Here is a 19746-nt window from a genome sequence, read left to right on the forward strand (position 1 = left end):
CTGGCCGTTGACCTCGCACCCGACGGCATTCCGGGCCAGATGCTGGCCGAAGCGCTGGAGCCGATCAACACCCGGCTGCAGCAGAGCGCGGTCGATGCGGAGTGGCTGCGTGTAGGCATCGATGCCGACATGTCCATCACCTGCATGACGCCCAGCGGCGGCGCGCGGCCGTACGCGCTGCTGAGCGAGTCCGAGCGCTGGCGCGTCGATGCCATGGTGGCCGAGGCCATCAGCTTCCAGTCCGGCGTAAAGCTGCTGGTGCTTGACCGCTTCGACGTGCTCGACGCCCAGGGCCGCGGCGACCTGCTGGCCTGGCTCGATGTCCTCGCCCAGAACGGCGAGATCGAAACCGCCCTCCTCTTCGGCACGCTGAAGGCTCTGCCCTCAGATCTGCCGGCCACCGTCGCCGCGGAGTGGATCAACAACGGCCACGTCGGCCAGCTCAAGGAAGCAGCATGAAACTCGCCCTCTTCTACGACTTCGAAACCCAGTCGCTCCCGCTCTTCAAGGAGCCGAGCGAGCACCCCGACCAGCCGCACTTCGTGCAGGTCGGCGCCGAACTGGTCGACCTGGAGACGCGGCGCGTCTTCAGCACGCTCGACGTCGTCGTGAAGCCCGATGGCTGGACGATTCCCGAGGACACCGCCGCCATCCACGGCATCACCACCGAGATGGCGCTGGACGTCGGCATCCCCGAGCACCTCGCGCTGCGCATGCTGCTCGCGATGTGGCGCCGCGCCGCTGTCCGCATCGGCCACAACGAAAGCTTCGACGCCCGGATCGCGCGCATCGCCTGCATGCGCTTCCTGGACGAGGCCACGGCCGACGACTGGAAGGCCGGCAGCGCGGAATGCACGCAGCTGATCAGCACGCCGATCCTGAAGCTGCCGCCCACGGACAAGATGAAGCGCGCCGGCTTCTTCAAGCACAAGAGCGCCAACCTGGGCGAGGCCTACGAGTTCTTCACCGGCAAGAAGCTCGAAGGAGCCCACAGCGCCATCGTCGACGTCCGGGCCTGCCAGGAGGTCTACTTCGCCGCCACGGGGCCGGCAACCGAACTGATCGCGGCCTGACATGGACAACCTCGAGTTCTGGCTGGTGTGGAGCCCGCACGGCCACCGACCACCCTCACGACAGCACCTGAGCGCTGAAAGTGCGGGCGACGAAGCCGAACGCCTCGCGGCCGCAAACCCCGGCAACTACTTCTACGTGCTGCACGCCGTCGAAGTCCGCCGCACGGCCAACGCTCCCGTCGAGAGCCTCGTGCTCGCCAAGCGCGAGCCGTCCGACGACGACGAACTGCCGTTCTGACAACCCTTTTTGGGCGACACAAGCCGGCCGGGCTCCCTCCCTCCTCCAGACCACGTTTTCCCTGCCGGCCCGCGCAAGCGGCGCCTTCTTTCTTTTCTTCAACCACAGGAGCTACTCCATGTTTTCTCTCCCCGAGTTCACGAAGGTCAAGGTGCTCGATGTCCACCTGCTGAGCCAGAAGAACCGGCCGCCGGGCGCGAACCCGGGCGTGCGCCTCAACGTGCAGGCCGACCTTCCGAACTACGCGCTCGCAGCGTTCGATCCCGCGCTGCGCACCGCCCTGTTCACGAAGACCGAGGCTGCGGGCGGCAGCGCCAAGGACAAGCGCCAGACCTTGCCGGGAGTCGAGGAAATCAGCGATCTCCCGCACCTGACCTCCATGGCGCGCCACATCAAGAAGGTGCCGTGGACCGAGAAGCTAACGGGCTACACCGGCGAGATCGATCACGGCGTCGGCGGCAAGTCGAACCTCCCGATCACGGATGCATCGCTCGAGAACTGGCGCTTCCAGGCCAAGCAGGGCGGCACCGTGGCGACCTGGTGGAGCATCGAGATGGTCGACGTGCCGAAGCTGGTGCTGGCCGAGCTCGCCATGCTCAAGAGCCGCGAGGTGCCGCTGAAGCTGCTGGAGCCAGAGGTCCGCCAGCAGCAGCTCGACGACGGCGAAGAGCAGCGCCAAGGCGCCGCGCCGCCGGCAAGCGCACCTACCGCCCAGAAGCAAGGCGACGGCGAAGGTGCATGGCCGTTCCCGAACGACCCGCCCGGCAGCACCGCAGCAGCGCCGGCGAGCCGCCGCAAGGCCAACACCGCAAAGACCGCGGAAGAGGTCTTCGCGGAAGAGTCGAAGGCCTGAGACCCGATGGACTTCGAGATCCTCACCATTGAGAAGATCCAGGGCGCCTTCGAGCGCGCCCTGGAGCTGAGTTCAGATCGGGAACTGGCCATGCGCGCCGCCGCACAGTCGCTCAACATCCCGGTCGAGTCCGTGCGCGACGCCCTGGCCATCAGCGAGGGCACGCCGGCATGAAGCGTGACGACTTCACCATGCGGCTCGACCTCGGGCACGAGTTGATCATTGACAACTTCGCCGGGGGCGGCGGCACGTCGACGGGCCTCCAAGCTGCATTCGGGCGTCCGGTGGACATCGCGATCAACCACGATCCCGAGGCGCTGGCAATGCACGCCATCAACCACCCGCACACCCGGCACCTGCTGGAAAGCGTGTGGGAGGTAAACCCCATCGAGGTGACCGGCAATCAGCCGGTGGCGCTGGTGTGGCTGTCGCCCGACTGCAAGCATTTCAGCAAGGCCAAGGGCGGCACGCCCGTGGCGAAGCACATCCGCGGCCTGGCATGGGTCGGCATGCGCTGGGTCGCGCTGACGAAGCCGCGCGTGCTGATGCTGGAGAACGTCGAAGAATTCACGACGTGGGGCCCGCTGCTGGTGGGCGCCGACGGCACCGCCCGGCCTGACCCGGCGCGCAAGGGCAAGACCTTCGAGAGCTTCGTGCGGCAGCTGCGCGGCCACGGCTACAACGTCGAATGGCGCGAGCTGCGGGCGTGCGACCAAGGCGCGCCAACGATCCGCAAGCGCCTGTTCCTCGTGGCGCGCCGCGACGGCCTGCCCATCGTCTGGCCCGACGCCACCCATGGCGACCCTACCAGCGCGGCAGTGCTTGCCGGCAAGCAGCTGCCCTGGCGCTCGGCCGCCGAATGCATCGATTTCAGCCTGCCAGCGCGCAGCGTGTTCGGCCGCGAGCGCCCGCTGGCGGCCAACACCATGCGCCGCGTGGCGAAGGGCCTGTGGCGGCACGTGCTGGCCAGCCCGAAGCCCTTCATCGTGGGCGTGGGCGGCCGCATGGGCCAGTCGCCCTCGCGCTCGGTCGGCGCGCCGCTGCAGACCATCACCTCGAAGGCCGACTCGTGCGTAGCGCAGCCAGTGCTGGCGCCCTTCGTCGCGAACACCGCGAACGGTCAGACGACCGGCCGCGGGCCGAACGCCTGGAGCGCCGACCAGCCGCTTCGCACGGTCACATCCTCCAATGGCTTTGCGGCCGTCGGGCCCGTGCTGGCGCCATTGCAGGGCGCGGACCCGATCTTTCCGACACCGCCTGCCACCCCCGAGCGGCCCCACGAGTACCGCTGCAACAACTGCGGCAACACCTTCCCCAGCTATCGCGAGGGCGATGCGGGCATACCCGGCGCATGCCCGACATGTGGCAACGAGGCGGGCATCTTCCCGCTCGACGCGGCGGCCGCGCCCTTCCTGACCGAGCACGCTAACGCCAGCAACCAACGCACGATGGCTGCCGACGAGCCGCCGCGCACTATCTGCGCGCAGGTCAAGGGCGGGCACTTCTCGGTGGTCGCGCCGACGCTGGCGCCGTTGCGCGGCACGGAGGAAAGCCACCTGCAGGGCGACGACATCGAGCAGCCGCTGTCGACCATCTCCGCGGGCGGCACGCACCACGCGCTGGCGAGCGCCAACCTGGTGACCATCGGCTACGGCGAGCGCGCTGGGCAGGAGCCGCGCGCGCTCGACATCACCCGCCCGCTGGGCACCGTGGTGGCCGGTGGCGTCAAGCACGCGGTTGTCGAAGGCGCGTTCATAACGAAGTTCCGCGCCAACAGCGTGGGCCACGACATTCAGGAGCCGCTGCACACCGTCACGGCAAACAGCTTCATCAAGCGCCCTGGCGGCAGCGTGCCGCTGGGCATCGTGGCTGCGCACCTGGTCGATGCCGGGCACGGCGAAGGCAAGGACGGCGGAAAGCGCTTCAGCCATGGCGTGCGCAGCGTCGAGCGGCCGCTCAACACGGTGACAGCCAGCGGGGCCACCAGCGCCGTGGCCGCGGTGCACCTGACGCACCTCACACACCACGGCGAGCGCGCGGGCAACGACCCGGCGGAGCCGCTGCGCACCATCACCGGCGCGCACCGCGGCGAGCAGGCGCTGGTGTCCGCGTGCATCGAGCAGGCCTACGGCGGCTTCTACGAGGACAACCCCGGGCGCGCGGCGGACGACCCGCTCTCGACCATCACGTCGAAGGGCTCCAACCAGCGCCTAATCACCGCCTACTGCGTGAAGTACTACAGCAGCGGCGGCCAGTGGCAGGGCCTGGCAGAGCCCATGCACACGCTACCCACGAAGGGCCGCATGGGGCTGGTGTGTCCGCGCCGAAGTAGAACTGAGCCACCGCGCCGCTTGAATCGTGAGCCAGGGGTGGAAGCCGACGCAGCAATGGTCGACTGTGGATAAGTGTATGTCTTGCCTTGTTCTGTGACCTCCTTTCGCTTCTTGTGATCGAACTCATAAGGCGCGAAGGGCGTAGCCCGTAGCGCCTTGCTACGAGCAGTAGTCGTCAATCGGTGGCGTCGGTTGGATCGGCCTTGGCGCCTGTCTTGCGGGTCTGCTCCCTGGCCTTGATGCGCTTCTTCGCAGTGGCGCTGCTGTGCAGGAAGCGATGGCTCTCGTTGCCCGTCTCCACGATGTGGCAGTGGTGCGTGAGGCGGTCGAGCAAGGCGGTTGTCATCTTCGCGTCGCCGAACACCGTCGACCATTCGGCGAAGTCCAGGTTGGTGGTGATCACCACGCTGGTGTGCTCGTACAGCTTGGACAGCAGGTGGAACAGCAGCGCGCCGCCGGCCTGGCTGAACGGCAGGTAGCCCAGTTCGTCCAGGATCACCAGATCCATTCGCAGCAGGCTCAGCGCGATACGCCCGGCCTTGCCCTGGGCCTTCTCTTGCTCCAGTGCATTGACCAGATCGACCGTCGAGTAGAACCGCACGCGCTTGCCGTGGCGCACGATGCCCGACACGCCCAGAGCCGTTGCCAGATGGGTCTTGCCTGTGCCTGGACCACCGACCAAGACCACGTTGTGCGCGGCCTCGGTGAACTCCAGCATCGCGAGCTGGTGGACCAGCTTCTGGTCGATCACCGACGCGTCGAAGTCGAAGCCGGCCAGATCCCGGTGCACGGGGAAGCGCGCCGAGTTCATCTGGTGCTGGACCGAACGCATCGAACGGTCTGTGGTCTCCGCCTGCAGCAGGTGCTCGACCAGCCAGCGCGAGGCATCCAAGCCGGACGCGGCACCTTGCTCCGCCAGATCGCACCAGGCACTGGCCATACCGTGCAGGCGCAACGCCTTGAGTTCGACTGTCACGTCACGCATGGTCCACCTCCTGTCCACGCAAGCCGTCGTAGCGGGCCGTGTTGGCCAGCGGTGGCGTGACGATCTGCAGCGCCGTCTGCGCACTCTGCGGTGCTGCCGGTGCGGTGAGCCGCCCGAGCACATTGACGACGTGCTCCACGCTGACACGGCCCGATGGCGGACCACTCTCCAGCGCCAGCTCGACCGCCACGATCACCGCATCCAGCCCCGCCGTCGGCACGATGGCCAACACCTGGGCCATCACGCGATCTCCACCGGCCTGGCGCAGCAGGCCGCGGCGCAGTTGCTGCAGCGCTTCGGGCATGTCCGCGAAGGGCGCACCGTTCCTCAATGCACCAGGCTTGCGCTGGATGAGCGGAATGTAGTGCTGCCAGTCGTAGCGGGTGCCGCCAGAGGCGCTCAGGCGCTCGTGGCGCGCCACTGCCGCGTCTTCTGCGACCACCACGACGTTGCCCGGGTACAGCCGCGTGCTGACCATCTGCCCAGCCAGCTCGCAGGGCACCGAGTAGCGATTGCGTGCCACCGACACCAGGCAGGTGCTCGACACCCGCGCTGGCTTCTCTACGTAGCCATCGAAGGGCTCAGGCATGGGCATCAGGTGGGGACGCTCGTGCTCGAGCATCTCGGCCACGCTGAACTGGCTGTGCTCGGGGTGGCGCACCTCGTTCCACAGCGCTCGGCATCGCTCGCCCAGCCAGGCGTTGAGTTCGACGAAGGAGCCGAAGCGGCGCCGGCCCGCCTCGATCCAGATGCGCCGACGGCTGTCCTGCACGTTCTTCTCCACACGCCCCTTCTCCCAGCCCGAGGCCACGTTGCAGAAGTCGGGGTCGTACAGGTAGTGCGCGCACATCACTGCGAAGCGGGCATTGACGGTGCGGCCCTTGCCCTTGTGAACCTTGTCCACTGCGGTGCGCATGTTGTCGTAGATCCCACGGCGCGCCACACCGCCCAGCGCTGCGAACGATCTTGTGTGGGCGTCGAACAGCATCTCGTGGCCTTGGCTCGGGTAGGCCACCAGCCAGAACGCACGGCTCGCACACAGCTTCAGGTGCGACACCTGCATGCGGTAGTAGATGCCGCCGACGACCAGGCCTTCTTCGCTCCAATCGAATTGGAAGGCCTCGCCGAGCTCGAAGGTCAGTGGAACGAACGCGGTGACGTTGACCGCCTGTCCCTCGCCCTGGCGCCAGGCTCGAACGAAGTCAGTGACGGCCGAGTAACCGCCGTCGTAGCCCGCCGCCTTGATCTCGGCGTGCAGCGCACGTGCTGTGCGCCGCTCATGCTTGGGCCGTCGCGCATCGGCCGTCAATGCCCGCTTCAGCGCTTCCTCAAACGGGCTGAGCTTGTTGGGGCGGGGATCGCGCCGGTACTTCGGCGCCTCCTTCACCGGCGCGCGCAGCCACTTGGAAACCGTGTTGCGCGACAGTCCCGTCCTGCGCGCTATCTCGCGCTCCGACAGCTTGTCCCTCGCGTGCAGCCGTCGGATCTTGCCAATCATGTCCATGGTGATCACTCCTCGAACCCCGCTGCTTAAATAAACAGCAGGGTAGGTTGAACACCTGGCTCACTTTTACTTCGGCACTACCTGCAAAACTGGCTCAGTTTCCGGTCGGCGCCAACACGCTGGGCGACCCCAGAAAGGCGAAATTGGCCTATCGGTGGGTCCTGGAGGTTGGACGTCTTTGCGAAGCTGCGGTCACTTCTTTGAATCAGGGAGGGAGGTCAATCGACCAGGACCTGTTCCAGGGAAACTGGGATGAGCCCGTTGCGATTCGAGATCTGCGTTCGGTGCTGAAGAACCTTTTTTCAATGATCCACGAGGAGCGCGAGAAGGAGCGGGCCAATCGGTTCTTTGAAAGATAGGTCACAGGCATAGAGGTGGAGGCGGTGCTCCTGCCGCCCGAGTTTCTGCGGTTCTATTGCGTGGACAGGCGCTCCGCGATTTCGCGTGCGCCCAGGCTTCGCACCGCCGCGAGACTTTCGAGTTGCGTCGCTCGCGGACGTGCTTTACCTTGCTCCCAGTGGTAGATGGTCTGCCCCGAGACACCCACCAGTTGCCCATAGCTTGCGGCGGACAGTTCAAGCTTTGAACGGTGTGCCACCAACCTCGTCGCACTGAATCGGCGCTTCGTGCCGGCTTCTTCATCCTCCAAACTTTTGACTGTGTCGGAGCGCGTCGCGCCCTTCGCAACACGACGAAGTTCTTTCTCCAGGGCGCTTACCTGGCGGCGCAGTTCGGCGATCGAGGCGCGATGTGCGACCGAGGCTTTTTTGAGCGTTTCGATTTCAGCTCGTACTTCCTTGCGGGCGACGCGAGAGATTTCGGATTTGAGGATAGAGGCGATATTTGGCATGAAGGGATTGTGTCGTTGCATTGCCGCCTTGCCAGCAGGCGGATTTCCTTAGAGTGAACGCTTCTGCGCACACATGATTCCCGCGGAAAGCTCCCGCCACCGCGCTGTCGGGCGATTGTGCATCGTCTTGGGGTCAGTAACTCACTGACGGCTGAGACGGTTCACTCGGCCTCCAGATCGGGAAGAAGCGCTTCTTCTTCTCGGAAAACATGTGCGTCAACAGTTCTCGCTGCAGCGGTAGCAGTTTCTCAGGACGGCCACCCTTTTTCGGGTCCTTTGCCTTAGGCCAGCCTCCCTTGTTCAACAGGCGATCCTTCGTCCCTGTCTGGGCCTCGGCGTAGTAGCAACCCTTCCCGGCGTAGCGCGTCACCACGCTGCTCAGAATCTTGCGCTTGGCCAAGTCGTGTCGGTGAACCATCCCGACGCCTACCGCTTTGTGCTTGCCTTGCTTCGCGTCGAGATTGCAATTGTGGTAGCGACCGTTGTCACCCGTGATCTCCTTCAGCCAATTCAAACCGATCGCCGTTGCAATGCCAACGTCGTTTTGATGATCGTCACCGTTCAAGAACAGCGTGACGTGAAAGTGCCAGCCGGTCTCGATTCCGTATTCGGTGCCGATGATGTACCCGGCAATCGGCTGGGGCTTCTTCTTTGCATCTCGATCCTTCTGCGACTGAATCACCTTGGGAAGAACACGATTGAGGAACTTGATCAGTGTCTCGCGGTAGGCGCGTGCTTGGGTCCAGTCATGCGCCGGGGCAAACCCTTCGATGAACATGCAATCGACTCGAATCACCAGGAGACGCGAGTGACGACGGAATTGAGCATCGGTGTAGCGCCGGATGCAGGTAAGGTTGCGCCGCACCTTATCTTGATGAAGTTTGACTGTCTTGCGAAAGGCCGGCTCACGCGCTCCTGAGCGCAATGCCGCAAGCATTCGCTGTCGAGCTTCAGCGTACTGCTTGTGCTCCGCCTTGCTTAGTGCTTTGCCCAAGGCCCTCCAGTTAAACAGGCGCTCTCTGGCAGCGCACTGGATGAAGAGCTCGACGTAGGGGTGAAGGCGATGCTTTGGAAGGTTCTCCTGCAGTTGTTGTGGTGTCAACCAGAGTGCACGTTGAACTCGCTGGTCTAGCTTTGATCCGAAGCGCTGAACGGGGGACTTGCTTGGTGCGCACTGAGAGGGCCCCTCTGCGAGCAGATCGCGGGTGAGGCCGACAATGTCTTCAATGTGCTTGGCCGTCTGAAAGCCAGACGGTATGCGAAGGCATTCCTTCCCATTGAAGGTATCGTGGTAGATCATGCTGATGCACAAGGCACGCTTGTCACTAAACGATGGTGACGAAGGCGGACAAGATGATGGTGTTGCTATGAAGTTGGTCATTTGGGTGAATGTCATAGTGGGAAAGTCCACGCGTCTGATGGCAACTAGATACAGATCCGAATGAGATCGATAATCTCGACGGAAAGAGGGTCCTGGGACGGGGTAGATAATTTCGAATGAGATAAAGAGATAATCCGAAACCTCTTCTCCCCAATGAAGCGAAGATGTCCAGGGGAATCACGTATCTATTGCCATAGATATGACATCAGGTCGATAAAAAGTTATCACGCTCGACGGGTGTGTTTTCGAGGTAGTGAGCAACGATTCCGAAAGCGCGGCGCTGGTGCAAAGTTGGCTTCGCCTTTCCCGCACGCATCCGCTGCTGTGCACTTCAATCGAGGTCAGGAGCGCGTGGATGACGCAAGCGATGAGGGGGCGCACTACAGCTGGAATTTGAGCGACAGGCGTTGATTGAGCGCTGCCAAGAAATCGGGTCGGTGGTGCACACATCGGCGGTGCTCGAACAGACCTTTTCGACTGGACCAAGGCCAGTGCCGGAACAAGTTCGCCAACGTTGAGAGCAAGCCGCCGAGCATCGAGCAGACGGCGATTCTCCAGCTGCGTGCCGAGCTAGTACGCGTGCAGACGTCGCGTACTTTTCGGATGAGCGGCGACGTATTTCGTGAGCGTAGCGGCGAAGTGCGCCTGCATTCAAAAAGCTATCGATGCAAAAGCACGATGCGCTTGGCTGTCGTCGCTCGCGCGATGCTTGCGCATGTTGGAGGCGACCATGGCTATCGTGTCCGAATGCGACTCGAGTAGAAGGCGTTGGAGTAGTTGCGCGGGGCGGTATGCCTCCAGCCAGATCGAGCCCTGCTCGGGGCAACGTGCTGTTCATGCGGGTCCCGTCGACGCTGCGGCAGCGTGGCCGCTGGCTGCTCGTCGGTCCGGTCGAGCTACAAGCCGCTTGGCCTGAAACACCTTCAAGGGACGTCAGGTTCACTGAGTCATAAAACAATGCGATTCCATGCGACAAATCGCATGGAATCGCATTGTTTCGGAAGTCGAAGCGGCCGAAGCCGCCTCCCGCGGGAGCGCTCAGAGCGCGCCGAAGTTGGGACCGCGATAGATGAAGCGGCGGCGACCGAGCCGGCCGATCCACACTTTGCTGCCAGCGGTTAGGTAGTCTAAGACCTCGTCGTAGCGCGAAGCAGGGCGGATCGGGCCATTTCGCAGAATCTCATTGCGGGGAAGCGGCTGATTGCCGTTCCCGTAAAAGAGCGTCTGGATGTAGTGCTCCAACGCCTTGGCATCGGCTTGAAGTTGCGTCACGCCGCTTTGATGCCCGAACAGGCGCTTGAATTCATCGATATGCCAGCAAATGATCAAGAATGCGCATTCCAAGGCGTTGAGACTGATCTGCCCCTGCTGCTTGGTGAAAAAGTGCAGTAGCGCCGCGAGGCGACCCGTCATTTCCATCGACTTCGATGCGAAATCCTTGATGTCGTTCAAATAGCCGAACGGCTGCAACATCGCTTCCACCTGGTTCGTTAACGCGATCCAGCGTGTCACCGCCTCGGGCGAGAACTCCAGCACTTTGCGTTTGATCGGACCTTCGGCGAGCCGTCGGTCGTATTCTTCGAGCAACTCCTTGATGCTGCTGTGAAAGCCAGGGAGATAGACCCATTGCTCGTTGTACCAGTACACAAAGCGGAAGCCCTGCGTGGAGGGCGGAGCTCCCACCAGCACACGCGCCCAGAAGCCAGAACCGCGAGCGAGGTCGCCGTGACGGTGCAGGTAGTTCTTGAGCACGGCGGGCTGGACCATGATGCTCATGGTGCCTCGCGGATGGCGGGCGACGATGTGCACACCGCGTCCGCGATCAAGCGACAGCATTTTGGCGCCATCCCAGACCCGGTTGTGCACACTGAACGTCGTCATCGCACTGCCTTTGAGGACGGCCTCACCTTCGTCCGACATGAGCGCGATGGATTCGCAGTCACCCTCGAGTGCCTCGATGAGCGCGCGTTCGGAGATGTCCTGACGATGGAGTTGCCGCAGACGGGGTGTAATCGGCTTCTTCTTCTCGTGCGCCTCCCACTGCTGTTGGATCTCATCGGTCGGCTCGTCTTGGTGCGCGGCCTTCTTGAGCTTGCCCCGGAGTACCTGGTCTTTTGCTTGCCACACTTTCATGTCGCACATGTACTGCGAGAGATCCTTTTGGTACTTGACCGAGCGAGCCTCGTCATGAGCGTGAATGGGGGCCGACACGATGCCGTCGACTGCCGACTTGCGTTCGCCAGACTCTGCGATGGTCAAGAAGTTGGTCGAGACAGGACGGAGCTGGCCAGTGGGCAGCAGGACGTCGACGAGGCTCTGACTCGCCGCCGAGATGGCGGACAAGATGGCCATACAAATCAAAGCATCGGGAGCCTGCACCTTGGCTTGGATCTCCCCGACAAGACGCGCCAGTTCGGGGGGCAGCGCATCGACAGGGTAGGGAGGTGTGATGATGGGAGGGTTCACTTTTCGCTCCCTTCTTCGAGTTGGGCTTCCGTCGCGGGCGGCGTCATTTGCACTCCACCGCAGGACGAGCAGCGGAGGCCTTCCCCGTTTTCGTTGCGCTGAGCACGAGCTTCCTCGAGCAGCTTCTTGAATTTCGCCGGATGCAGCTTCAGGCCGTCGCGCCCGAGCGCTTCCAAGACAGCACGCTGCGTCACGCCGCGGGTGAGCGCCTGCTCGATGTTGGCATACAGCGCGGTGAACTTGGTGGCGGTGCTGCGCTCGCCCGTGGGCTGGAGCGCGTCGAGCGACTTCATCAGCGCATCGCGGCCTTCGAATTCGAGGGTGGTGGCCATGTCGCTCATTGCTGGCTCTCCTCGATCAGCGTCTTGATCGAATCGGCGGGCCACAAGAGTCGGCGGTTCAGCAGACGCAGCGGTTTGACACCGAAATAGGAGCCGTGGAGGCTCAGGCGCTTCCGAACGGTTTGTGCATTGACGAGTTGCTGCGTTGCAAACTCAGTGGTGGTGAGCCGGAAGCGATCCGCCGGATGGGGCAGAGCGCGGATATCAAGTGCCATGATGGCTCCTTCTGAACAGGTTGAAGAAACTTCGCGCCGGAAGGAGCCACGTCGTCAACGATGTTTCACGTCCGTCGCCGTGGCTCCATGCCGATGCGTGGAGCCAGTGTCAAATGGAGCGTTGTGCAGGAGGACGGGGTGAATGCCCGAGACCGGAAATGAATGCCAATGAAGGCGGGCTCGGTTCTGAAGTGCGAAGCTTGCTCGCGATTCGTTTAGCAGCCCACGCTCACCGACTTCGACTGGCGCTTCAATCCGAAGCTGCCCCGTCAGGCGTACTTCGAGCTGCACACGCTGAAGTTCATCGCTGACGGGGCCAACACCCTGATCATCGGCAAGCCAGGCGCCGTGAAGTCGCATGTTGCCAAGGCCGCCGCCTACCAAGCCACCCTGCAAGGGCATGAAGTTCGCTACGTCGAGGCCGACATCGAGTTGCCAGCTTCACACTGGCAAGCACCCAAGGTGCAGACGGCGCTGATGCGTGCGTACGTCGAATCTGATCTGCTTGTCTTGGACGATCTCTTCCTTGCGCGGTGAATCGCCGACGCCGCCAAGTTGCTCCAGGCCATCGTGCATCAGCGCTACAAAAGCTGCGGCAGCATCGTCGTGACCTCCAACCGCGTCGTGCAGGACGGGCGCAAATACCTTGGCGACGCGACCACGGGAACCACCGATCCTCGATCGGCTCATGCATCGTGCCGTCATGCTCGAATTCGAGGGCAGGAGCTATCGGCTGAAGGAGGCCGTTGCACGCCTGGCGATCGCCCCCGACGCGTGAGCGATCAATAACGAAACCCTCGTCCTGCCTGGAGGAATTTTGGTGTCCACTGGTGGGGGAGTTTGAAGTGTCGATCCGGGATCCAGTCAGCGAAGCTCAACGGACACGAGCCGCACGCGTACCTCAGCGACGTTCTCGAGCGCCTGCCCACCCAGCCCGCCAATCGCGTCATCGAACTGCTGCCGCATCGCTGAGTGTCGTCGGCAGCCTGATCTGCGACTGCCGTCAAGATGGGATCGCCACGCGCTTACAGCGCAACGCGCAGGACACTGGCCGACGATTTTTGGGGCAGGAGATCACGCGCCACAAAGAGTTGGCAGCCAACATGGGCATTGCGGTATATCTCGCTGATTTGGTCCGCCCTTGGCAGCGGTGTGGCAAGAAGAACCTCGACGGTCTGGTACGTGAGTGCCAGCGCCAATCGTGCAGACCATCCAGGAAAGCTTTATGCGATTGCCAACGAAATCAACGATTTTCCGCGCAAGGGCCTGGGCGAGCTAACGTCGCTGATCTATTGCGAGTTGCCGCCATTTGCGCCCAGCAAGTGCACCCTGTTGCGACGAAGGAACTGATCTAGAGCGTCACGAGTGTAGGGTGCCCAGATATGCGTCCCACACGGAACCTCCAAAATGTCAGGGTCCGTGAATCTGAGCGAGAAGTGATTTCCGCTCTTAGCCATTTCTAGTAAATGGTTCCACACGAGCCTTGGCTGTCGAATTCCAGTAGGCCAGGTCTTGTCTAGGGCCTCGGCGATTTCCATTGCAATGGGCAAGATGATCTTGCGGTTCTCGACTAGGACCTCCATGCGCTTGAAAAAATGCCCAGGACTTGGTTGCTGGGCGTTTGGAAGCGAGGTTTCGATCTCGAGCGGGGGTTGCCTGCTGCGTTCAACGGCGGCATGCTGTTCCAACTCAAGGAGGCGTGCCACCACGTCTTGCGGTGCAGGGCCTGCTTTTTGGAACCCTGCGAGGCGAAAGAAGTAGTGGAGAAGTTCAGGAGGAGCAATTGCTCCCCTATAAGCCTCTTCGCACCAGAGTAGGAAGTCGATGGGCGCCTGCTCCGTCGGTACGTCGGACCTGGAGCCGTCATCGTCCTCATAGCTTTCAGCCCATTCTTCCATCACAGAACAAGCGCTACGCAGTTGATTTAACGAGGCGGCAACGGCTGGATTCAGTAGCTGGCTACCTTCGTCAGGGATCTTCGTGGCGTAAGCAGCAGGTTGTACTCCGCTAATGAGCATTGCGCCGACCGCAATGGTCCACGTAGGGCGTTGCAAGAACTCAATGATTGTGGCGTTGACGCGGTCGAGTTTTTTCAGCTCTTCTACGGTGAGATCTATCGAGTCCATGTTCTTTCGCACTATGAGTAATTTTTTGGGCTTGTCGCTTCTCGTTCCGGCCGCTCTTGCGCCGAGACCAGATTCAGGGTAAAGGTTTTCACCGGAAAGCAAAGGGATCGAGCACCGTCAAGATCGTGACCTTGCCCTCGACTCTCGGCTCCCATAGCCGAGGTCATTATGCGTCTCACCTTTTCCTGCGCAGCGAGTCAAGCCCTTCAGCTTGCGTCGGGCTGACATAGCCCTGCGTCGAGCCCCGCTGGCGATGATAGTGAAATCGTCGATTGCGTCGCGCGGTGCCTCGAAGCACCGGCTAAGCTTACTGTTCTTGTTACGGTAAGTTCCAGGCAAAACAGGCAATAGTGGGACCGCTCATAGGGCCGCTCGGGTAGCGAAGGGGAACTCGACTTTCCCCTCTTTTAATACCCATGCCTCAATCTGATCGTGCCATTTGCGCAGTAGGTCTAGTGGACGGCGGCGGTAGTGCTTCTCGGCGATCGCGCTGGGTTTATGCCCCTGGATCTGGGCGATGACACCGGCTGGGGTCTCACACCATTCGGACAAGGTGCCAAACGATCGGCGCAAGCCGTGCAGCGTGATGTGCGGCAAGCCAGCTTGCTCGAGTGCCCTGCTGTGGGCACTGCGCGGCTCTGCGAGCCTGCCAGTTGCCGAGGCGGGGCTTGGAAAGACCCAAGGTGAAGGGCTCCAGGTGAGGCCTCGTGCTTCGAGGCGTTTGAGTTGTCGCCGAGGCGGCGATACTTCGTTCAGCCGCTTGAGTTCGAGCAGTAGGCTGGACAGATAGGGGGTGAGTGGGACGGTCCGCCCTCCCGCACCTTCCACTTTGTCGTTAAGCGTCAGGCTGCGCCAGCGAAAATCCACGTCTTCCCAGCGCAGCGCCGCCAACTCTTCCCGCCGTGCGCCAGTGATGAGTAGGCCTTGGAGGTACGCGCTAATGACCGGGTTGTGGATCCCGCGCACGCTGGTGAACCAGGAGACCAACTGTTCCCGTTGCAGGCAGTCGCCCTCTTTTGCCCTCACGCGCGGGACAGCGTCTTTCACCCCACGCGTTTGGTAACTATCGGCGGGAATGAGCCCCTTGTAGGCCGGCATGTCTTGCGCCCAGCGGATGAAGCCTCGCAGCAGCCGAAACGACAGTGCGGTCATCGTCGGACGGGTGGCGGTCTCGGCCGTGAGCCATTGTGCGATGCGTGGTCCCGTGAGGTCGGGTAGCCGGAGCGCGCGCAGTGCGGCCAGCGGACCAGCCTGGGTGAGGCCTTGCCCCCGCTTCCTCGCTACCCCGCCTTCCGAGGCGTGCTGCACGTGGTCGCGGGAGTGGCGTTCGCTCCAAAACAGTTTGCGCTCTTGGATGTAGGCGTCCCACGCCTGGCCAAAGAGCACGTCTTGGCGTGCGGCCTCTTCTCGGCGAGCCTCCAAAGCCTGGCGCTGCTCGGCCTTCACTTCCCTGGGGTCCTTGCCCTCGTCCACGAGCATCTTGAGGCGGCAGGCTTCCGTGCGCGCTCTGCCCAACTCCCAGGCGCGTGCATCACCGATCGTGATACGCAGCGTCTTGCTGAACAGGCGGGACTCGAAGATGTAGGAGCGAGCGCCGGCCGCAGTGACCCGCAAGCCGAAGCCGGGGGTCTTGGCGTCCCAATGGATGGTTTGTTGTTTACCGGGCTCGCAGGGCAGGTTCTCTACCCGTGCAGTGGTCAGAGTCAGTTTTGTCGTCATAGGTGCCTACACAGTGCCGTGTAGGCACCATGTAGGCATTCTAGAGCAATCTGGGTCAACGACAATCCGCATGAAAATCTTTCAATTATCAAGTAAGTGTTTGATTTTAAAAGAAATTGTCGCATGTATCAACTTAAGTCATCACAAAGGAAATGCCTACTTGTGCAGATTGAAAATCCGCGTGTCGGTGGTTCGATTCCGCCCCAGGCCACCACTCTTCTAAGCCCTTGATTCTTAACGGAATCAGGGGCTTTTCAGTTTGTGGCGCCTCGCTATCCGCCTGATTTGGTGCACCAAGCAGGTACACCGTGGCACCTACGCTTCATGGAATCGGCGGCGCATCCACAGTCCGCCGACGCTCTTTCATGGCCCAGCCGTTCAAGTCCACGACTGGGATCTATCAGTTGCGCCGCAAGGTGCAGCCCGAGTTGCGATCTGCGCTCGGTCATGAGTACAAGAGATCGCTGAAGACCAGCGATCCGTCTGAAGCGAAGCCGAGATTTGCCGAGCAATGGGCGAGATCGGACGATGCCTTCGCTCGGAGCAGCAGAAGCTCGAAAACACTGGTGACTTTGCGTCATGGCTCTTCGAAGCCGAGACCCGGATCAACGAGCAAGGCAACCAATGCCAAGAGTGCACGCGGCTTGTCAGTGCCAGGACGGCGTTGAATGAGGGGCGCCTGGAGGAGAAGGACTTCGCGCGAGATTGGCTCAGGCTTTCGGAGCATGCCTCGCAGCGTTACGAAGGCAACTGGACGGTCCAGCCTGATGTTCCGCCACATGAGCTGCTGACGGTGGACGCCAAGCGGAAGGCATCGAAGCGGCAAACGAAGCTGCTTGACTCTTCAAGACGTATGGCGCCGACAAGAAGCTCAACGATGGTGACACGCGAGGCGTTCCCAACACGCTGGAGATAGAGCGGCAGAGCGGCGAAAAAGACAGCCCAACAGGACCGAAAGGTCAGGAATGCAGGCAATCAGCGGTTGCGGAGATCCGTTTGACTCGCCTCGGCTGCGCCCGCGGCAACCAATTCAGCCAAGATATCGCCGGTCAGTCGATCCAGTTCGACATCGCTGAAGAAGCGTGATCGGATGACGCCGAGATAGGGCGTGCTTCGAAGCCAGGCATTCCAGTCTTCCATCGAAATCACCTGCACCTCCAGCAGCTTGAACTTCATCAAGACCTTGATCGCATGCCGCGCATGTTTGACCGGATCGCGCCTCAACCCATCGAGCCGTCGGCGCGCCACCGAGAGAGCCTTGGCAACATCGCCGAACAGGGCACCGTGTCCAGGAATCACTCGTTGAGGCGCAAGTTCCTCGATCAAGTCCAAGGTCGCCCCCGCATCCTCGAACGATGGCTCCCCCGCCAGTTCGGGAAACGCAATGCCGAACCCGTTCTCCCACAAGGCATCCGCTGAAATCAGCGTCCGCGATTCCTCCTCGAACAGAATGATCGCGTGAGGATCGTGCCCCGGCGCCGCATGCACCTGCCACGGCCTGTCGCCAAGCAGGCACTCAGTTCCCGGCAACAGCAACGATGTAAACCGGAATCGGGGACAGGTCTGCCCGGTGGCTAGAAAGCTCAGCGCCTGCTGGTCCCAGCTCTCCACGAACGCAGCCTCGCCCGGTGGGATCTCCGTGCGAGCCGATGGATAGCGAGCCTGCAGCGCGGCATTCCCTCCGCAATGGTCGCTGTGCAGATGCGTATTCAAGATCCGGTCGAGCGGCCGGTCTCCGAGCACAGCTTCGACCAACTCCAAGGTCTGGTCGGCGTGGGTCGCATACCCCGTATCGATCAGCGCCGTCTCGTCGCAGCCCAGGAACAGTACATTGTTCGAGGACAACCACCCGCGCTCGAACACGACGACACCGGCCGGCAGCCCAGCACTCGCCGACGAATGGCTCATCGCCGCTCAGGCCCGCGCATTGACGCGAAGCTCACGCCGCAGGATCTTCCCGACATTGGTCTTCGGCAGGGATTCCCGAAACTCTATGTGCTTGGGCCGCTTGTACCCCGTGAGTTGCGAATGGCAGTACTGCAGCACCGCATCCTCGGTCAGCGCCGGGTCGCGGCGGACCACGAAAACCTTGATCGCCTCGCCTTGTTTCTCGTCGGGCACGCCCACGGCAGCGCACTCCACGACGCCTGGGCACAGCGAAATCACGTTCTCGAGCTCGTTCGGGAACACATTGAAGCCGCTCACCAGGATCATGTCCTTCTTCCGGTCGACGATGCGGCTGTAGCCGTCTTCCTGCATCACGGCGATGTCGCCGGTGCGCATGAAACCGTCGGCGGTGAACGCCGCGGCAGTCTCCGCGGGCTGGTTGTAATACCCGGTCATCACGTTCGGCCCTTTGATGCAGAGTTCCCCGGGCTGGCCTACAGGCAGTGAATTCCCCTCGTCGTCCTTGATCGCGATCTCGATGCTGGGAAGCGGCAGGCCGATCGTCCCGGTGAACTCGGTATTCGTCACCGGGTTGTTGGTCCCGATCGCACACGTCTCGCTCATGCCCCAGCCTTCGATCATCGGACAGCCGGTAGCGTCGAACCACTTGCGCGCCGTGCCCTCCGAGGCGGCCATGCCGCCCGCCTGCGAGACGAACAGCGTCGAGAAGTCGATCGACTTGAAGTCCGGGTGCATCAGCAGCGCATTGAACAAGGTGTTGACCGCGGGCAGCATGTGGAAGGGCCGCTTCTTCAGAACCGCAATGAACTTGTTGAAGTCGCGCGGGTTCGGGATCAGCGTCATGTGCGATCCCTGGCGGATCACCAGCAGGCACAGCGTCAGCGCGAAGATGTGATACAGCGGCAGTGCCGCGATGCTGTTGACCTTCGCCAGATCGCCCGCGCGCGACAGTGCCGGCGTGAACCAGGCCTCGGCCTGCAGCGTGGCCGCGACGATGTTGCGGTGGGTCAGTACCGCGCCCTTCGACAAGCCGGTCGTGCCGCCCGTGTACTGCAGGAAGGCGATCGAGTCGAGCGTGCTCTGGTCAGGCCCCAGCGTGCGGCCGCGCCCCTCGGCAATTGCCTGGCTGAACGGCGTCACGCTGCGCCCGTCACTCAGCGGCAGCTTGTAGGCCGGCACCAGCTTTGCAAGATGGCGAACGGCCACCGTGATCCAGGCGCCATACAAGCCGCCCAGCAGGTCGCCCATCGACGTCATGACCACGTGCTTCACCGGCGTGCGCTCGATCACCTTTTCGAGCGTGGCCGCGAAGTTCTCGAGGATGACGATGGCCGTCGCGCCGGAGTCCTTCAGCTGGTGCTCCAGCTCCCGCGCGGTGTACAGCGGATTGACGTTGACGCACGTGTACCCCGCGCGCAGCACGCCGCACATGGTGACCGCGAACTGCGGAATGTTGGGCAGCATGATCGCCACCCGCGCACCAGGCTCCAGCCCGCGCGACTGCAGCCAGGCGCCCAGCGCCTTCGACAGCGTATCGAGCTCGCCGTAGGACATCCAGCGCTCCATGCAGACCGAGAACGGCCGGTCTGCATAGCGGGCAAAAGCCTCGTCGAACATCTGGGGCAACGAGCGGTACTGCTCCGGATGAATCTCGTGCGGCACGCCGGCCGGATAGTTCTGTCGCGCGGATGTGGTGGTCTGCATGCAAGCTCCTTTGGCGCGGATTGTGGAAGGCACTCTGCCTCCGCGACCAG

General features: G+C 62.5%; 18 protein-coding genes and 4 pseudogenes. 11 read left to right on the plus strand and 11 right to left on the minus strand.

Annotated elements, in window-relative coordinates; all coding sequences use genetic code 11:
- From QMO14_RS17825 to QMO14_RS17850, 6 genes and pseudogenes are all read left to right on the plus strand, one after another.
- Positions 1-459 (plus strand): annotated as a pseudogene (locus tag QMO14_RS17825) (recombinase RecF); the annotation flags it as partial.
- Positions 456-1073 carry a 3'-5' exonuclease gene (locus tag QMO14_RS17830; RefSeq protein ID WP_301508751.1) on the plus strand — a complete coding sequence of 206 codons (618 nt, stop codon included), beginning with the start codon at positions 456-458 and terminating at the stop codon, positions 1071-1073. The pseudogene QMO14_RS17825 and the gene QMO14_RS17830, both read left to right, overlap by 4 nt.
- 1 nt (position 1074) lies before the next feature.
- Positions 1075-1311, plus strand: coding sequence for a hypothetical protein (locus tag QMO14_RS17835; RefSeq protein ID WP_301508752.1), 237 nt, complete (start codon positions 1075-1077; stop codon positions 1309-1311).
- A gap of 118 nt (positions 1312-1429) precedes the next feature.
- Positions 1430-2164, plus strand: coding sequence for a hypothetical protein (locus QMO14_RS17840; RefSeq protein WP_301508753.1), 735 nt, complete (start codon positions 1430-1432; stop codon positions 2162-2164).
- Between the two features lie 6 nt (positions 2165-2170).
- On the plus strand, positions 2171-2338 hold the full coding sequence (locus QMO14_RS17845) for a hypothetical protein (RefSeq protein WP_301508754.1): 168 nt from the start codon (positions 2171-2173) through the stop codon (positions 2336-2338).
- On the plus strand, positions 2335-4569 hold the full coding sequence (locus tag QMO14_RS17850) for a DNA cytosine methyltransferase (protein WP_301508756.1): 2235 nt from the start codon (positions 2335-2337) through the stop codon (positions 4567-4569). The genes QMO14_RS17845 and QMO14_RS17850 overlap by 4 nt, the downstream gene beginning before the upstream one ends.
- 103 nt (positions 4570-4672) lie before the next feature.
- On the opposite strand, the gene istB is transcribed toward QMO14_RS17850, so the two are convergent.
- Positions 4673-5482 (minus strand): IS21-like element helper ATPase IstB, encoded by an 810-nt coding sequence (istB, locus tag QMO14_RS17855; protein ID WP_027730573.1) that lies wholly within the window; start codon positions 5480-5482, stop codon positions 4673-4675.
- On the minus strand, positions 5475-6986 hold the full coding sequence (gene istA / locus QMO14_RS17860; RefSeq protein ID WP_027730572.1) for an IS21 family transposase: 1512 nt from the start codon (positions 6984-6986) through the stop codon (positions 5475-5477). The genes istB and istA overlap by 8 nt, the downstream gene beginning before the upstream one ends.
- Before the next feature lie 47 nt (positions 6987-7033).
- On the opposite strand from istA, the gene QMO14_RS17865 reads away from it, so the two are divergent.
- Positions 7034-7345: a hypothetical protein gene (locus tag QMO14_RS17865; protein ID WP_301508758.1), complete on the plus strand. Its 312-nt coding sequence runs from the start codon at positions 7034-7036 to the stop codon at positions 7343-7345.
- A gap of 53 nt (positions 7346-7398) precedes the next feature.
- Here the strand turns inward: QMO14_RS17865 and QMO14_RS17870 are convergent, their stop codons facing one another.
- The 5 genes from QMO14_RS17870 to QMO14_RS17890 all read right to left on the minus strand — a co-directional run bounded on the left by QMO14_RS17870 (position 7399) and on the right by QMO14_RS17890 (position 12239).
- The gene (locus QMO14_RS17870; RefSeq protein WP_093299904.1) at positions 7399-7836 is read right to left on the minus strand and encodes a DNA-binding transcriptional regulator; all 438 of its coding nucleotides are present in this window, start codon (positions 7834-7836) and stop codon (positions 7399-7401) included.
- A 133-nt stretch (positions 7837-7969) separates the two neighbouring features.
- On the minus strand, positions 7970-9232 hold the full coding sequence (locus QMO14_RS17875) for an inovirus-type Gp2 protein (protein ID WP_093299152.1): 1263 nt from the start codon (positions 9230-9232) through the stop codon (positions 7970-7972).
- 1023 nt (positions 9233-10255) lie between these two features.
- Complete coding sequence (locus tag QMO14_RS17880) at positions 10256-11683, minus strand: YfjI family protein (protein WP_228121887.1); 1428 nt, start codon at positions 11681-11683, stop codon at positions 10256-10258.
- Positions 11680-12024 carry a hypothetical protein gene (locus QMO14_RS17885; RefSeq protein ID WP_093299155.1) on the minus strand — a complete coding sequence of 115 codons (345 nt, stop codon included), beginning with the start codon at positions 12022-12024 and terminating at the stop codon, positions 11680-11682. The genes QMO14_RS17880 and QMO14_RS17885 overlap by 4 nt, the downstream gene beginning before the upstream one ends.
- Complete coding sequence (locus QMO14_RS17890; RefSeq protein WP_093299157.1) at positions 12021-12239, minus strand: DNA-binding protein; 219 nt, start codon at positions 12237-12239, stop codon at positions 12021-12023. Before QMO14_RS17890 ends, QMO14_RS17885 begins: the two co-directional genes overlap by 4 nt.
- A gap of 225 nt (positions 12240-12464) precedes the next feature.
- Between QMO14_RS17890 and QMO14_RS17895 the strand changes: the two are divergent.
- Positions 12465-13017 (plus strand): annotated as a pseudogene (locus tag QMO14_RS17895) (ATP-binding protein); the annotation flags it as partial.
- 80 nt (positions 13018-13097) lie between these two features.
- A pseudogene (locus tag QMO14_RS17900) lies at positions 13098-13211 on the plus strand (transposase domain-containing protein); the annotation flags it as partial.
- Between the two features lie 317 nt (positions 13212-13528).
- Here QMO14_RS17900 and QMO14_RS17905 read toward each other — a convergent pair.
- On the minus strand, positions 13529-14365 hold the full coding sequence (locus QMO14_RS17905; RefSeq protein WP_093299160.1) for a hypothetical protein: 837 nt from the start codon (positions 14363-14365) through the stop codon (positions 13529-13531).
- Between the two features lie 360 nt (positions 14366-14725).
- Positions 14726-16084, minus strand: a complete 1359-nt coding sequence (locus QMO14_RS17910) for an integrase family protein (RefSeq protein WP_093299162.1) — start codon at positions 16082-16084, stop codon at positions 14726-14728.
- Positions 16085-16449: 365 nt separating this feature from the next.
- Between QMO14_RS17910 and QMO14_RS33395 the strand changes: the two are divergent.
- Together QMO14_RS33395 and QMO14_RS17915 are read left to right on the plus strand one after the other, a co-directional pair.
- Positions 16450-16566 (plus strand): annotated as a pseudogene (locus QMO14_RS33395) (hypothetical protein); the annotation flags it as partial.
- 29 nt (positions 16567-16595) lie between these two features.
- Positions 16596-17000 (plus strand): hypothetical protein, encoded by a 405-nt coding sequence (locus tag QMO14_RS17915; protein WP_301508759.1) that lies wholly within the window; start codon positions 16596-16598, stop codon positions 16998-17000.
- Between the two features lie 59 nt (positions 17001-17059).
- Here the strand turns inward: QMO14_RS17915 and QMO14_RS17920 are convergent, their stop codons facing one another.
- On the minus strand, positions 17060-17992 hold the full coding sequence (locus tag QMO14_RS17920) for an MBL fold metallo-hydrolase (RefSeq protein ID WP_301508760.1): 933 nt from the start codon (positions 17990-17992) through the stop codon (positions 17060-17062).
- A 6-nt stretch (positions 17993-17998) separates the two neighbouring features.
- Positions 17999-19696 carry an AMP-binding protein gene (locus tag QMO14_RS17925; RefSeq protein ID WP_301508762.1) on the minus strand — a complete coding sequence of 566 codons (1698 nt, stop codon included), beginning with the start codon at positions 19694-19696 and terminating at the stop codon, positions 17999-18001.
- Between the last annotated feature and the right edge of the window lie 50 nt (positions 19697-19746).

Origin of the sequence: Variovorax sp. CAN15 (genome assembly GCF_030462475.1) — a bacterium.
GTDB lineage: Bacteria > Pseudomonadota > Gammaproteobacteria > Burkholderiales > Burkholderiaceae_C > Variovorax.

Bases quoted from the DNA above. Each gene is read 5' to 3' on its own strand.
- QMO14_RS17870 (WP_093299904.1), bottom strand. From the start codon at position 7,836: ATGCCAAATATCGCCTCTATCCTCAAATCCGAAATCTCTCGCGTCGCC.
- QMO14_RS17830 (WP_301508751.1), top strand. From the start codon at position 456: ATGAAACTCGCCCTCTTCTACGACTTCGAAACCCAGTCGCTCCCGCTC.
- QMO14_RS17875 (WP_093299152.1), bottom strand. From the start codon at position 9,232: ATGACATTCACCCAAATGACCAACTTCATAGCAACACCATCATCTTGT.
- QMO14_RS17915 (WP_301508759.1), top strand. From the start codon at position 16,596: ATGGGCGAGATCGGACGATGCCTTCGCTCGGAGCAGCAGAAGCTCGAA.
- QMO14_RS17885 (WP_093299155.1), bottom strand. From the start codon at position 12,024: ATGAGCGACATGGCCACCACCCTCGAATTCGAAGGCCGCGATGCGCTG.
- QMO14_RS17890 (WP_093299157.1), bottom strand. From the start codon at position 12,239: ATGGCACTTGATATCCGCGCTCTGCCCCATCCGGCGGATCGCTTCCGG.
- QMO14_RS17910 (WP_093299162.1), bottom strand. From the start codon at position 16,084: ATGACGACAAAACTGACTCTGACCACTGCACGGGTAGAGAACCTGCCC.
- QMO14_RS17840 (WP_301508753.1), top strand. From the start codon at position 1,430: ATGTTTTCTCTCCCCGAGTTCACGAAGGTCAAGGTGCTCGATGTCCAC.
- istA (WP_027730572.1), bottom strand. From the start codon at position 6,986: ATGGACATGATTGGCAAGATCCGACGGCTGCACGCGAGGGACAAGCTG.
- QMO14_RS17925 (WP_301508762.1), bottom strand. From the start codon at position 19,696: ATGCAGACCACCACATCCGCGCGACAGAACTATCCGGCCGGCGTGCCG.
- QMO14_RS17850 (WP_301508756.1), top strand. From the start codon at position 2,335: ATGAAGCGTGACGACTTCACCATGCGGCTCGACCTCGGGCACGAGTTG.
- QMO14_RS17845 (WP_301508754.1), top strand. From the start codon at position 2,171: ATGGACTTCGAGATCCTCACCATTGAGAAGATCCAGGGCGCCTTCGAG.
- QMO14_RS17920 (WP_301508760.1), bottom strand. From the start codon at position 17,992: ATGAGCCATTCGTCGGCGAGTGCTGGGCTGCCGGCCGGTGTCGTCGTG.
- QMO14_RS17905 (WP_093299160.1), bottom strand. From the start codon at position 14,365: ATGGACTCGATAGATCTCACCGTAGAAGAGCTGAAAAAACTCGACCGC.
- istB (WP_027730573.1), bottom strand. From the start codon at position 5,482: ATGCGTGACGTGACAGTCGAACTCAAGGCGTTGCGCCTGCACGGTATG.
- QMO14_RS17835 (WP_301508752.1), top strand. From the start codon at position 1,075: ATGGACAACCTCGAGTTCTGGCTGGTGTGGAGCCCGCACGGCCACCGA.